Annotated in this window: 13 protein-coding genes and 1 tRNA gene; 9 read left to right on the plus strand and 5 right to left on the minus strand. The window is 51.5% G+C overall.

The window, feature by feature from the left end; genetic code table 11:
• Positions 1-187: 187 nt before the first annotated feature.
• The 4 genes from ACRQV7_RS06970 to ACRQV7_RS06985 form a co-directional block, all read right to left on the minus strand.
• The gene (locus tag ACRQV7_RS06970) at positions 188-1,549 is read right to left on the minus strand and encodes a DUF4417 domain-containing protein (RefSeq protein WP_444660247.1); all 1,362 of its coding nucleotides are present in this window, start codon (positions 1,547-1,549) and stop codon (positions 188-190) included.
• A gap of 278 nt (positions 1,550-1,827) precedes the next feature.
• Positions 1,828-1,903 (minus strand) — tRNA-Pro (locus ACRQV7_RS06975).
• 176 nt (positions 1,904-2,079) lie between these two features.
• Positions 2,080-2,265, minus strand: a complete 186-nt coding sequence (locus tag ACRQV7_RS06980; protein WP_275717761.1) for a hypothetical protein — start codon at positions 2,263-2,265, stop codon at positions 2,080-2,082.
• A gap of 40 nt (positions 2,266-2,305) precedes the next feature.
• Positions 2,306-2,518: a DUF6774 domain-containing protein gene (locus tag ACRQV7_RS06985; protein ID WP_275717762.1), complete on the minus strand. Its 213-nt coding sequence runs from the start codon at positions 2,516-2,518 to the stop codon at positions 2,306-2,308.
• A gap of 248 nt (positions 2,519-2,766) precedes the next feature.
• Between ACRQV7_RS06985 and ACRQV7_RS06990 the strand changes: the two genes are divergently transcribed.
• The 3 genes from ACRQV7_RS06990 (at position 2,767) to ACRQV7_RS07000 (ending at position 6,816) form a co-directional block, all read left to right on the plus strand.
• Complete coding sequence (locus ACRQV7_RS06990; protein WP_444659955.1) at positions 2,767-3,567, plus strand: M15 family metallopeptidase; 801 nt, start codon at positions 2,767-2,769, stop codon at positions 3,565-3,567.
• A 78-nt stretch (positions 3,568-3,645) separates the two neighbouring features.
• Entirely contained in the window at positions 3,646-5,115 is a 1,470-nt protein-coding gene (gene gltX / locus ACRQV7_RS06995; RefSeq protein WP_444659956.1) for a glutamate--tRNA ligase, read from the plus strand.
• A 15-nt stretch (positions 5,116-5,130) separates the two neighbouring features.
• Complete coding sequence (locus ACRQV7_RS07000) at positions 5,131-6,816, plus strand: glutamine--tRNA ligase/YqeY domain fusion protein (RefSeq protein WP_444659957.1); 1,686 nt, start codon at positions 5,131-5,133, stop codon at positions 6,814-6,816.
• Between the two features lie 38 nt (positions 6,817-6,854).
• Here ACRQV7_RS07000 and ACRQV7_RS07005 read toward each other — a convergent pair whose 3' ends face one another.
• Positions 6,855-7,835 (minus strand): biotin--[acetyl-CoA-carboxylase] ligase, encoded by a 981-nt coding sequence (locus ACRQV7_RS07005; RefSeq protein ID WP_444659958.1) that lies wholly within the window; start codon positions 7,833-7,835, stop codon positions 6,855-6,857.
• A gap of 163 nt (positions 7,836-7,998) precedes the next feature.
• On the opposite strand from ACRQV7_RS07005, the gene ACRQV7_RS07010 reads away from it, so the two are divergent.
• Genes ACRQV7_RS07010 through ACRQV7_RS07035 form a run of 6 tightly spaced genes read left to right on the plus strand, consistent with a single transcriptional unit; the run spans position 7,999 to position 12,956 of the window.
• Complete coding sequence (locus tag ACRQV7_RS07010; RefSeq protein ID WP_038323909.1) at positions 7,999-8,196, plus strand: DUF951 domain-containing protein; 198 nt, start codon at positions 7,999-8,001, stop codon at positions 8,194-8,196.
• A gap of 40 nt (positions 8,197-8,236) precedes the next feature.
• The gene (gene prfA, locus ACRQV7_RS07015) at positions 8,237-9,331 is read left to right on the plus strand and encodes a peptide chain release factor 1 (RefSeq protein ID WP_444659959.1); all 1,095 of its coding nucleotides are present in this window, start codon (positions 8,237-8,239) and stop codon (positions 9,329-9,331) included.
• 3 nt (positions 9,332-9,334) lie between these two features.
• On the plus strand, positions 9,335-10,357 hold the full coding sequence (locus tag ACRQV7_RS07020) for an L-threonylcarbamoyladenylate synthase (protein ID WP_444659960.1): 1,023 nt from the start codon (positions 9,335-9,337) through the stop codon (positions 10,355-10,357).
• Positions 10,350-10,955, plus strand: a complete 606-nt coding sequence (gene coaE / locus ACRQV7_RS07025; RefSeq protein WP_444659961.1) for a dephospho-CoA kinase — start codon at positions 10,350-10,352, stop codon at positions 10,953-10,955. The genes ACRQV7_RS07020 and coaE overlap by 8 nt, the downstream gene beginning before the upstream one ends.
• Positions 10,952-11,551 (plus strand): lytic transglycosylase domain-containing protein, encoded by a 600-nt coding sequence (locus tag ACRQV7_RS07030; RefSeq protein ID WP_444659962.1) that lies wholly within the window; start codon positions 10,952-10,954, stop codon positions 11,549-11,551. Before coaE ends, ACRQV7_RS07030 begins: the two co-directional genes overlap by 4 nt.
• Complete coding sequence (locus tag ACRQV7_RS07035; RefSeq protein WP_275717773.1) at positions 11,544-12,956, plus strand: aminopeptidase; 1,413 nt, start codon at positions 11,544-11,546, stop codon at positions 12,954-12,956. Before ACRQV7_RS07030 ends, ACRQV7_RS07035 begins: the two co-directional genes overlap by 8 nt.
• Positions 12,957-12,982 lie beyond the last annotated feature (26 nt).

The following is a 12,982-nucleotide window of genomic DNA, read 5'->3' on the forward strand; positions in this document are numbered from 1 at the left end:
TTTCAATGGTCGGAGTGAAATTATAGGACTTGGAGAAACCCGGTAATATCAACAGTTTGCGGGAAATCTGCAAGGAGTATTTACACCAAAAAGCACACATAAAGCTGCGCGAAGGTCATTTCTACATATATACTGAAATTCGGAATAGCGGCGCGACAATGGTTCATCTTTTCCAGATAGGAAACTGTCATAATGTCCTGTCAATAATTTCTGCCTGCGTAATAATATCCCGCAAACGGTCGCCGCCCACTTTATATTCCAAAAGTTCATCGATGGTATCGTAAACTGTACAGTCTTTTTCTACGCGGGTACACGGACCAGCCGAAAATTTCATTTTTCCGTTCGGCCAGACGGAACTGATGGTGTAGTCAGTTCCTTTCCACTCAAACTTCACGTCTCCGCCTCTTGACATACTGCTTTTAAATTCACTCAGAGTTTTGAACTGATAGGCATCTCCGTTAACCGTCAACTTCATAGGCATCTTTCCTTTATATTTATAAAATTTAAATTCAGGCGCTCCGTTCGGATATTCTTTCGGCGGATAGTTAATATCATCATTTGAGAAATCCGGTCTTCCATTGTTTGAATCCCATTTCATAATTTTATCATGAGGGTCCGTATGAGCCCACGGTTGATCATGGTCTGTATAATGCCGAGTTTTGATCGCCCAACCTCTGCTGTCGTATTTTACAGATACCCAATAACCGTTTGTTCCTTTTCTGTTTTCTACATAATATTTCTGGATCGTATTTGGAGGGCCCCATAAAATCCTTTCATTTGCTTTGTCGGGGTTCGGTTTCCACATTCCCCCGTAGGCGCTGCCCATTCCAGTCTGAATAATGTTATTATAGTACTCATCATTCTCACTTACAACATATCCGCTTTTAATAATGAGATTGCTTCCTGCAGGAAGGGGTGCCTCCCCGCAGATGTATTTCGCATATATGGACGGCGTGTACGGGTCGTCGCCCATATATCTCCACGAGCTTAGTTCATAGTCGACAAACACAATATCGCCCTGCATCTCGGGGAATGGCGTATTGTAGCAGATTATTTTTTCCGGTTCGATCCGGCGGAGCATCTCGTTATAGCCCTTTAGGAAAAACTCTTTCTGGTCCTGGCGGTTGTCGTGTTCCGACACCATATAAGTGGACACCGCTACCGTTGAGCCTTTTTCGATTCCGTCGAAGCAGAACTCAAACGTATTCTCGTCTCCCCAGCTAACGGTTGGAACGACGCGGATTCCCTTTGACGCAAAGTAAGCGCCACACCAGCGATTCCGGAACATATTGTAAAGCTGCAAAACGGGTGCCATTTCGACATACATACTGAAATCAGGAGAGAGCACCGCACGATAGTGTTTTAGCTTTTCCAGATCGGTATCGGGATTTTTCCAGACACGCTCAAATTTATAATCATACAGGAAGAAATGAACCATTCGGCTGAAATGCTTTGTATCATTTGTGCTGATTTTATCAAATCCAATAAGAAGCAAATCGTTGAAATCGTCTGATCGAATTTGAAATTTAGGAATAACCGGAATTTGCAGTTTCTCCTACTGATTGCGAAGGAAAAGAGGACTTGTGCGATACTTATAATTTTCTTCTGTCATCTTATTGCCTCCTTCAAAATAGAAAAACACCCTTTCACTTAACCCGCTAAAATAAGTGAAAGTTTCCCTCCGCAAGGCAACTATTGACATTGAGCCTTTAAAAACAATCGAAAACTACATAACTTTGGCCGTGATCGCTTAAAAGCCCTTTCAAAGTCGTGAAAGACAAAAAATATTTGCATAAGAAATGGGCAAGTCCTATAAGGACTTGCCCATGGTCCGAGTGGCGAGACTTGAACTCACGGCCTCTTGACCCCCAGTCAAGCGCGCTACCAACTGCGCCACACCCGGAAACAACGTTAATTAGTATATCACAACATCCAAAGCCTTGCAAGTGAAAACTTCTATTTTTACCGATAACTGCTCAAAAATCTCTCCGCTGATTTTGATGACGCGATTACAGCGAACCTGAAAGGATAGCAATCGTAAAGAAATCAGCATCAGAAAAAGCTCTGATGCTGACCTGACTATTCTTCGTCCTCTTTTTCCCGGACGCTGTGCGGCGACTCATTTTTTGCATAGTTCTCATATTGATATTTTTCCGCCTGATATCGCTGAGAAGCGGGCCTTGAATTCAGGTATTCCTGAACTCTCAGATCGTTTGAGAAAAGCATGCTGAATTCCGGCGGAAGATGGCTGGGTTCTTCATTCATAAATTCACCCCGAAGAGTATTCTCCGCACTTGCGGTGGATTCATGCGCTGTCGTTTTCCTGTTTTGGCGGCACTTTTTTACCGCTGTCCGGGCAGCATAGCGGATTTGCGACAGCCAGCAGGGACAACTGATCACCAATGACTGTGAAGAGTTCTCCTAATACTGCCAATTCGTCATTTGTGACGCAATGGGCAATCTGCATGGAAATAGCCGCAGCAAGTGTTACAAGTTTTTCACCACAACAGTTGTTCATGTCAGCTCAAACTTTCTGAAAAAATGAATTTCTACTGTTTCCGCGTCGATATAAGATTCCAGAGCATGATATGTATAGGAAAGAGGAAGAGGCTGAAACGGATAATGGTCATACATGAAATATCATCTCTTTATTCCCAATGTTATATTATACGCAGGGAAAATGTAATTGACAGAAAAAGGAGGATGCATTTTTAGTCGGGTTTGTATTATAATAAAAACGATTTGTTTTTATTGGGTGGGAAAAGGATGTATCAGGAAAAGAATAAAATTCGGAAAACACTTTCAGCATTTGCTGTTATCATAGTAGAACTGGCTCTCATGGCGGCGACGACTGTCGTTTTTGTTATGGCGTTTGAACACGTGGACGCAAAAAACACCGAAGCAAAACCGACAGCCAGCAGCAGTGTGCCTTCGTCCTCCGCCACACAGTCGAGCCCAAGCCAGTCGAGTCGGCCGGCCGGTCAGCAGTTTAAGCAGCCGGATGACTGGAGGCTTGTTCTGGTCAATTACGAGCATACGCTTCCGGATACCTTCGAATCGAAAATCGTACATGAATTCAATGTGGACATGGACTCAAGAATTGTCGAACCGTTTCGCCAGATGCGAGACGCCGCTTTAAAGGATGATATCCACCTGTGGCTGTCTTCAGGCTATCGCAATGATGAGAAGCAGCAGAAACTCTATTCGGAAGAAATTGAGGCTTTTTACAAAACAGGGATCAGCTATGAGGACGCGGTAAGCGAGGCTGCCAGATCGGTTGCGCCTCCGGGTACCAGCGAGCATATTACGGGGCTTGCCATTGATGTGAACGGTGTGCTTGAAGATTTCGGCGGTACCAAAGAATTCCACTGGCTTTCGGAGCACGCACAGGATTACGGTTTTATCCTCCGTTATCCAAAGGACAAGCAGGATATCACCCATATCAAATACGAAGCATGGCATTTCCGCTATGTCGGGGTGGAACACGCGAAGAAAATGAAAGAACTGAATCTGTGCCTTGAGGAATATATAGACTATTTCAATAAAAATCAAACTGCTTCTCATTGAATATTACCCTCGAGTTTGGTATAATGAACCAATAAACAGGTTTCCAATTTCATAACAACGAGAGGGGTCTGGCAATCAATGCAGCAAAAAACAGTAAGGACAAGGTTCGCACCGAGCCCGACAGGCTTTATGCATGTCGGGAATCTCCGTACGGCCTTGTATGAATATTTAATTGCAAAATCGCTCGGCGGCACTTTTGTACTGCGTATTGAGGATACCGATCAGGAAAGGCTTGTAAAAGGCGCCGTGGATATTATCTACAATACGCTTGAAAAAGTCGGCCTGAAGCACGACGAGGGACCGGACATCGGCGGCGGGTACGGCCCTTACGTACAGAGCGAGCGCAAGGATATTTACAAACCGTATGCGGAACAGCTTGTCAGGGAAGGAAAAGCGTATTATTGCTTCTGCACCAAGGAGCGGCTGGACGCGCTGCATGAAAGCAAAGAGGACGGGACTTTTTCCGGGGGATATGACCGCCACTGCCGCGACCTGCCCAAAGAGGAGGTCGGCCGGCTGCTTCAGGAGGGCACGCCGTATGTGATCCGCCAAAAGATGCCGATAGAGGGTTCCACCACCTTTGACGACGCTGTGTACGGTTCCATCACGATTGAAAACAGGGAGCTGGAGGATCAGATTCTCATTAAATCCGACGGTTATCCGACTTATAATTTTGCGAACGTCATCGATGACCACCTGATGCGGATCACCCACGTGGTCAGAGGCTGCGAGTACCTGACTTCTACGCCGAAGTACAACCTGCTTTATCAGGCTTTCGGGTGGGACGTGCCTACCTATGTCCATCTTCCGCTGATTATGGGAAAAAATGAGGACGGCAGCGTTTCCAAGCTGTCCAAGCGCCACGGCTCCACCGGTTTTGCGGACCTGATACGGGAAGGGTATCTGCCGCAGACCATTGTCAATTATATCGCGCTTCTGGGCTGGTGCCCGAAGGAAAACCGCGAGCTGTTTACGCTTTCCGAGCTCGTTGAAAATTTTTCGATCGACGGCATCAGCAAATCGCCCGCCGTGTTCGATTACGATAAGCTGACCTGGTTTAACGGGGAATATATCCGCGCCATGTCGGAGCAGGAATTTATAGAAAACGCCATGCCGTATTTCAGAGAGGTTTTTCCGGACGCGGAGCTGAACTGGCGGGTGCTCGCTTCCATTTTACAGCCCCGCGTGACCAAGCTTACGCAGATTCCGGAAATGATCGGATTTTTGAAGGAACTGCCGGAATATCCGGCCGATTTCTTTGTGAATAAGAAAAGCAGGACCAATCTTGAAAATTCGGTTCAGATGCTGAAAGAGTCCATTGCGCAACTGGAGAAGACGGACGACTGGTCGGTGGAAGGACTGCACGAGCTGCTGATTGCGCTTGCACAAAGGCTGGAAGTGAAAAACGGGACCCTGCTTTGGCCGGTGCGCATCGCGGCGGCGGGGATGACGGTCACGCCCGGCGGAGCGATGGAAATCCTTGCCATACTGGGCAAGAGGGAATCCATCCGCAGGCTTCGTATCGGTCTTGAAAAATTGCAGGCATAAGGAGCGGAAACGAAAATGAGTGACGAAATAACGACTGGCGGCGAAGCGGAAGCTTCCGGTAATTTTATTCATACCTTTATAGAAGAGGATATTGCTCCGCAGGGCAGGTTTGAGGGGAAAAGGGTCCACACCCGTTTTCCGCCCGAGCCGAACGGATACCTGCACATTGGCCACGCGAAGGCGATCTGCATCGACTTCGGTACCGCGGAGAAGTTCGGCGGCATCTGCAATTTGAGGATGGACGACACCAACCCGACCAAGGAGGACACGGAGTACGTGGACGCCATTCAGGAGGATATCCGCTGGCTGGGTTTCACCTGGGACGACCGTTTTTATTATGCCTCCGATTATTTTCCGAAAATGTATGAATTGGCCGTCAAGCTGATCCGGGAGAACCTTGCCTATGTCTGCGAGCTGACTCCGGAGCAGATGCGCGAGAACCGGGGCGACCTGACAAACCCGGCGGTCAGCCCGTACCGCGACAGGCCGGTGGAGGAAAGCCTCGATCTGTTTGAGCGCATGAAAAACGGGGAATTTGAGGATGGGAAAATGACGCTCCGCGCCAAAATTGATCTGGCCTCCGGGAATTTCAACATGCGCGACCCCGTGATTTACCGCATCAACCATATGACGCACCACCGCACCGGCAGCACCTGGTGCATTTACCCCATGTACGATTTCGCGCACCCTATCGAGGACGCGCTGGAGGGAATCACCCATTCGCTGTGCTCGCTGGAGTTTGAAGACCACAGGCCGCTTTACGACTGGGTCATCGACCACATCGATCTGCCGGACAAGCCCAGACAGATCGAATTTGCCCGTCTGGGCATCAACAACACCGTCATGAGCAAGCGCAAGCTCCGCCTGCTGGTGGAAAACAATGATGTCAGCGGCTGGGACGACCCCCGCATGCCCACGCTCTGCGGGCTTCGCCGCAGGGGCTACACGCCGTCCTCCATCCGGAATTTCTGTGAGCGTATCGGCGTTTCCAAGGTCAACAGCACGGTGGAGTACGGCTTTTTGGAGCACTGCCTGCGGGAAGATTTAAACAGGAACGCGCAGCGCACCATGGCGGTGCTGAATCCGGTCAAGCTGGTCCTGACAAATTATCCGAAGGATAAAACCGAGGAATTTGAAGTGGAGAACAATCCCGAGCGCCCCGAGGACGGCACAAGGACGGTTTTTTTCTCCCGCGAACTGTGGATTGAGAAGGAAGACTTTATGGAAGAGCCGGTAAAGGGTTACTTCCGGCTTTTCCCGGGCAATGAAGTGCGGCTGAAAACGACTTATATTGTTCGCTGCACCGGCTGTAAGAAAGATGAAAACGGCGATGTCACCGAGGTTTACGCGGAATATGACCCGCAGACCCGCGGCGGCAATACGCCGGACGGCAGAAAGATCAAGGGCACCATCCACTGGGTGGACGCAAAAACCGCCGCCGATGCGGAAGTACGTCTGTATGACAGCCTGTTTACCGTGCCGGACCCGGAAGCGGGGGACTTCCTTACCCAGCTGAACCCGGATTCCCTCAAGGTGCTGACCGACTGTAAGGTGGAACCGTCCCTCGCGCGAGCGGAGGGAGTTCATTCCTATCAGTTCATGCGTCAGGGATATTTCTGCCAGGATAGCCGCGACAGTACGCCGGAGCACCCGGTCTTTAACCGCTGCGTATCTCTGAAAGACAGCTTCAAAAAGAAATAAGGAATGCAAAAACTCGCTGCCGGAAAAGCAGCGAGTTTTTATGTCTGCCCGTATATTCCCTGTACGGCGACCTCTCCGGCGTTGATGGATAACAGGCTTCCGTCCCCGCACCGGACGATCAGTTCCCCGGCGGGGGAGATATCCACCGCCGTCGCGGTGACGGACTGCTGGTTCCGGGTAAAGGCGACGGTGCGGTTTAAGGAAACACAGAGCGTTTTGTATTCCGCAAGGATCGCTTCGGGACGGTCGATATCATCGCACAGAATCTCTTCGAATTCCTTCAGGATTTTTTGAAGCAGTCCTATACGGGCGATTGGCCGGCCGCATTCCCTGCGCAGGGAGGTTGCCTTTCCGGACAGCTCGTCGGGGAAATTTTCCATATTCACATTGATGCCGATGCCGACGACGACGTACTCGATCCGGTCGATTTCCGCAGCCATTTCCGTCAGGATGCCGCAGACCTTTTTGCTTCCGATCACAATGTCGTTCGGCCATTTGATCATGGCCGGGGTATCCGTCTGTTTTCGGATCGCCCGGCAGACGGCGAGCCCGGCTAAGAGCGTGATGCCCGTTACCTGTACGGGCAGGCTGTCCGGCCGCAGCAGCACGGAAAACCACAGCCCCGTTCCGGAAGGGGATTCCCAGGTACGGCCAAGGCGGCCCTTGCCGCCGGTCTGCCGCTCCGCAATAAACAAACTGCCGTTCGGAGCGCCGGAAAGAGCCTGGCGTTTTGCCTGCGCGTTGGTGGAATCGATGCTGTCAAAGCTGAAAACGGTTTTTCCGAGCGCTTTTGTTTTCAGACCAGAAAGAATGGTCTCCGGCGTGATCTGATCGGGGGAGGAAACAAGGCGGTAGCCGCGGTTTGTAACGGATTCGATTTCATAGCCCGCGCTTCTCAGGGTGTTGATGTGCTTCCATACGGCGGTGCGGGAGACCAGCAGCTGCTCGCTGAGCTCCCCGCCCGAAACATAGTCGTTGCGCCCTTGCAGGTATTTTAATATTTCGTCCTTCGTAGACATGCGATCACGGCCTTTATTTCATAATTATAAACAGATTATACCCTTTTTCCCAGTAAGCGGGCAAGCAAATATGAAAAATATATTGTAGGTTCAGCGGATTTAGTGATATACTATATTATATGTGTTCTAAAGAAAGTAAATTGAGGAAAGCGGGGTGCTTAACATGGATGTCAGGCCGGGTGATATTTTGCAGATGAAAAAAGCGCATCCATGCGGAAGTAAAACCTTTCTTGTTCTTCGTTCCGGCATGGATTTTAAAATTCGCTGTACCTCCTGCGGGCATGAGATCATGGTCCCCAGACTGAAATGCGAAAAAAATATCAAAAAGATTATCAGAGAAGAGCCGCAGCATGAATTGTAGCTCCTTTATTTATCAATAGAATCAATAAAGGAGAATGACTATGTTTGAAAATCTGGAAGTTTTTGAAAAACGGTATGAGGAGCTGAACCAGAAGCTCTATGACCCTTCGGTTTTATCCAATCAGACACTATATACCGAACTGATGAAGGAGCATAAAAATATCACGCCCATCGTCGAAAAATACAGGGAATACCAAAAGGCCGTCCGCTCCATGGCGGAAGCGCGCGAGCTGCTGGAGGACGGCGGCCTCGATAAAGATCTGAAGGAAATGGCCGACGAGGAGTTTCAGGCCGCGAAATCGGATATCGAGCGGTGTTCCGAGAAGCTGAAAATCCTGCTTCTGCCGCGCGACCCCAATGACGACCGAAACGTCATCGTTGAAATCCGGGGCGGTGCCGGCGGCGAGGAAGCCGCCCTTTTTTCAGCCGTCCTGTACCGTATGTACAGCATGTACGCGGAAACGAAGGGCTGGAAAACGGAAATTCTGAACGTCAGCGAAACAGAGCTGGGCGGATTTAAGGAAATCAGCTTTATGATTACCGGCGACGGGGCGTATTCCCGCCTGAAATATGAAAGCGGCGTGCACCGCGTGCAGCGCGTGCCGGAAACGGAGACGCAGGGCCGGGTGCACACTTCCACCGCCACGGTCGCCGTTCTGCCGGAAGCCGACGAAGTGGAAATCGAGATCAATCCGAAGGATTTACAGATCGACACCTACCGTTCCAGCGGAGCGGGCGGCCAGCATATCAATAAAACCTCCTCCGCGATCCGGATCACCCATCTGCCTACCGGCACGGTGGTGGAATGCCAGGATGAGCGGAGCCAGTACAAAAATAAAGACAAGGCAATGAAAGTGCTGCGTTCCAGGCTGTATGAGGCGAAGCTGCGGGAGCACGACGAAAAAATCGCCTCCGAACGCCGGTCACAGGTGGGAACCGGCGACCGTTCCGAGCGGATACGCACCTACAATTATCCGCAGGGGCGGATGACCGACCATCGGATCGGTCTGACAATTTACCGCCTGGACGATATCTTAAATGGAAGTCTCGATGAAATGATAGACGCTTTGATTACGGCTGACAGAGCCGCAAAGCTTCAAAACACCATAGACAACCAATCGGAAGAGAGAGAATAAAGTATGCAGACCCTAAGGCTGAACGCAAATAACCGGGAAGACATCCTTACCGCCGCCCGGATTCTCAGGGACGGCGGTCTGGTCGGCATCCCGACGGAAACGGTTTACGGGCTTGCCGCCAACGCGCTGGACGGAAAAGCCGTCGCCGGTATTTTTGCCGCGAAAGGCAGGCCCATGGATAACCCTTTAATTGTACATATTTCTGATTTTGACCAGATTGGCCGGCTGGTTCGGGAAGTAACGCCCGAAGCCGAAAAGCTGGCAAAGGCATACTGGCCCGGTCCGATGACGATCATTCTGCCGAAGTCGGACAAAATTCCGGACGAGGTGAGCGCCGGGCTCGGCACGGTCGCGATCCGTTTTCCGTCCCATCCCGCCGCCAGGGCGCTGATCGATGCCGCGGGGATTCCGCTTGCCGCGCCGTCCGCCAACCTTTCCGGGCACCCCAGCCCCACGACCGCCGGGCACGTCCTGAACGATCTGGACGGGAAAATAGAGGCGGTGGTGGACGGCGGGCCCTGCGGGGTCGGGGTGGAATCGACCGTCGTTACCTTAGCTTGCGATCCCCCGCGCCTGTTAAGGCCGGGCGGCATTACGCTGGAGCAGCTCCGCAGTGTTCTGGGAACGGTGGAAATGGACAGCGCGGTGCTGCATCCGCTGAAGGAAGGCGTTCGCGCTTCTTCTCCCGGCATGAAATATAAGCATTATTCGCCGAAAGCGAACGTAATTATCATTGACGGCAGTTTTGACGCATATAGAAATTATGTAAACAGCCACGGCGGCGACGGTACCGCGGCCCTCTGCTACAGCGGGGAGGATGCGGAGCTGACGGTTCCGACCGTCTGCTACGGCGGGGAAGACGATTACGGCGAGCAGGCGCGCGAGCTTTTCGACGCACTGCGCCGCCTTGACGAAATTCACGCGAAAACCGTTTACGCACGCTGCCCGGAGCCGAAAGGCGTGGGCCTTGCCGTTTATAACCGGCTGATCCGCGCGGCTGGATTTGAGGTGCTTCATTTTGACTGATCTGGTAATCGGACTGACCGGCCCGACGGGCGCCGGAAAATCGACCGTGGCCGCCGCCTTTCAGAAGGCTGGCTGCCTGATTGTGGACGCGGACCGGATCGCCCGCGAAACCATTGCGGACGAAAAATGCCTTGCGGCTTTAAAAGCCGAATTTGGGAATGATATTGTCGGGGAAGACAACCGGCTGAACCGCACGCTGCTGGCGCAGCGCGCCTTTGCCGATCAAAAAAGCACACAGCGGCTGAACGCGATCACCCATCCGCTCATCAAAGAGGAAGTGACCCGCAAAATCGCCGAATACCGGCAACAAACGGCGAAGGCGATTATTCTGGACGCTCCGCTCCTTTTTGAAAGCGGAGCCGATTCGCTTTGCACGACCTCCGTGGCCGTCACCGCGCCCGCCGAAGTCCGGCTTTACCGCATTGTAAACCGCGATTCCATCACGCCGGAGCTGGCCAGGGCACGGATGAGCACGCAGCAGGACGACGCCTATTACAGCTCCCGCGCGCAATATCAGCTTACCGGCACTATGAGTGACGGCGATATCCAGGAAAGAGTGAATCAGCTTTTGGAGAGAATTATCGGAGATTATGCATGAAACATTTTAAAAGAATTCTTCTGGCCTGCGCGGCCGCCGCCGTTTTGCTGCTGATCGGTTATTTTGCATTGAATCGGGGGTATACTTTTTTTATGAAAAGGGCGTATCCCCTTCAATATACACAGCTTGTGGCGAAAGAGGCGACGGCCAACCGGCTCGACCCCGCGCTGGTCTATTCCGTGATCAAGGCGGAGAGCAATTTTGACCCGAACGCCCGGTCGCACGCCGGGGCCGTCGGCCTGATGCAGATGACGCCGGATACCTTTGAGTGGATACAGACCAAGCTGAAAAGCGATACGAAATATGAGGAAGAGGACCTTTACGCGCCGGACATCAACATTCGTTACGGCTGCAAGCTTCTGGCCCTTCTGCTTGAACGGTACAGCGAGAAGGCCACCGCGCTGAGCGCGTACAATGCCGGAATCGGTACGGTAAACACGTGGCTGAAAAATCCGGATATTTCCAAAGACGGCGCCGTGCTTGACAGCATCCCCTACGAGGAGACGAGGAACTATGTGGACGCCGTTTTAAAAAATTATGCGAATTATAAAAAACTATATCAATTTAACAGCAAAGGAGAAACGATCGATGGCTAAAAATATGGGAAAAGACGAATTGAAAAAGCTGACGGAGGAGCTTTTGCTCAACCGGAAAAACGGCTATTTTCAAATGGAGGATGAGACGGTTAAAAAAGCCGATGATTTCTGCGAGGATTACAAAAAGTTTTTGAATCTTGCAAAAACAGAGCGCGAAGTGACCGTTTTTGCGTTGAAGGCGGCTGAAAAGGCCGGGTTTGTGCCCTTTGACCCTCAGAAAAAATATCAGGCGGGAGATAAGGTTTATTACAACAACCGCGGAAAGGCTGTGATCCTTGCGGTGATCGGTAAGAACGGCTGCAAAAACGGCGTGCGTATCGCCGCCGCCCATATCGATTCGCCAAGGCTTGATCTGAAGCCCCATCCGCTCTATGAGAAAGACGATATTGCGTTCTTCAAATCCCACTATTACGGCGGGATCAAAAAATATCAGTGGACCGCCATTCCGCTTGCCATGCACGGGCTTGCCGTACGCAAGGACGGTGTCTCCGTGGAAATCCGCATCGGCGAGGAACCGGGCGAACCGCAGTTCTGCGTAACCGATCTGCTTCCGCACCTCAGCGCCGAACAGATGGAAAAGAAGCTTTCCAAAGCGATCGAGGGCGAAAACCTGAACATCGTTTCCGGCAGCCGTCCCGTCCGGGCCGACGAGGGTGAAAATCTGGTGAAGCTGAACATTATGAAGCTGATTCACGACAAATACGGTATGACCGAAGAGGATTTTGTCTCCGCGGATATTGAGTTCGTACCGGCATTCAAAGCCTCCGACATCGGCTTCGACCGCAGCATGATCGGCGCTTACGGCCACGACGACAGGGTCTGCGCCTATCCGGCTCTGATGGCCGCGCTGCATGCCGGAACGCCCGACAGTACCATCCTTACAGTTCTGGCCGACAAGGAGGAGATCGGCAGCGACGGAAACACCGGCCTGAACTCCCAGTTTATGCGTTATTTCATTTCCGACCTGGCTCATGCCGAGGGGCTGGAAGCAAGGCATGTTCTAAGCAAATCCAAATGCCTTTCCGCCGATGTGACGGCCGCGTATGACCCGAACTACGCCAGCGCGTACGAGCCGACCAACTCCTGCTATATCAATGACGGTGTCGGTATGGCCAAATACACCGGCTCCCGGGGAAAGAGCGGCTCCAGCGAGGCGTCTGCGGAATTCGTCGCCGAAATCAGAAACATTTTTGAGCAGAATAACGTGCTGTGGCAGATCGGCGAACTGGGCAAGGTGGACGGCGGCGGCGGCGGAACCGTTGCATTATACATTGCCAACCTGAATGTGGATGTTCTCGACGTCGGCGTTCCAGTTCTTTCGATGCATTCTCCGTTTGAGGTTGTGGCGAAGCTGGACGTCTATATGACTTATAAGGGAATCAAGGCTTTTTACGAGGCAAGCTAAAGAGAAATGAAAACAGCCTGACCTGT

It is taken from the genome of Caproiciproducens lactatisolvens (assembly GCF_052443335.1).
Classification (GTDB): Bacteria; Bacillota; Clostridia; order Oscillospirales; family Acutalibacteraceae; genus Caproiciproducens.

What these genes read in the sequence shown, in the direction of transcription:
- ACRQV7_RS07000 (WP_444659957.1), top strand. Translation starts at nt 5,131, where the DNA reads ATGAGTGACGAAATAACGACTGGCGGCGAAGCGGAAGCTTCCGGTAAT.
- prfA (WP_444659959.1), top strand. Translation starts at nt 8,237, where the DNA reads ATGTTTGAAAATCTGGAAGTTTTTGAAAAACGGTATGAGGAGCTGAAC.
- ACRQV7_RS06990 (WP_444659955.1), top strand. Translation starts at nt 2,767, where the DNA reads ATGTATCAGGAAAAGAATAAAATTCGGAAAACACTTTCAGCATTTGCT.
- ACRQV7_RS07030 (WP_444659962.1), top strand. Translation starts at nt 10,952, where the DNA reads ATGAAACATTTTAAAAGAATTCTTCTGGCCTGCGCGGCCGCCGCCGTT.
- ACRQV7_RS07035 (WP_275717773.1), top strand. Translation starts at nt 11,544, where the DNA reads ATGGCTAAAAATATGGGAAAAGACGAATTGAAAAAGCTGACGGAGGAG.
- ACRQV7_RS07010 (WP_038323909.1), top strand. Translation starts at nt 7,999, where the DNA reads ATGGATGTCAGGCCGGGTGATATTTTGCAGATGAAAAAAGCGCATCCA.
- ACRQV7_RS06985 (WP_275717762.1), bottom strand. Translation starts at nt 2,518, where the DNA reads ATGAACAACTGTTGTGGTGAAAAACTTGTAACACTTGCTGCGGCTATT.
- ACRQV7_RS06980 (WP_275717761.1), bottom strand. Translation starts at nt 2,265, where the DNA reads ATGAATGAAGAACCCAGCCATCTTCCGCCGGAATTCAGCATGCTTTTC.
- ACRQV7_RS07020 (WP_444659960.1), top strand. Translation starts at nt 9,335, where the DNA reads ATGCAGACCCTAAGGCTGAACGCAAATAACCGGGAAGACATCCTTACC.
- ACRQV7_RS07005 (WP_444659958.1), bottom strand. Translation starts at nt 7,835, where the DNA reads ATGTCTACGAAGGACGAAATATTAAAATACCTGCAAGGGCGCAACGAC.
- gltX (WP_444659956.1), top strand. Translation starts at nt 3,646, where the DNA reads ATGCAGCAAAAAACAGTAAGGACAAGGTTCGCACCGAGCCCGACAGGC.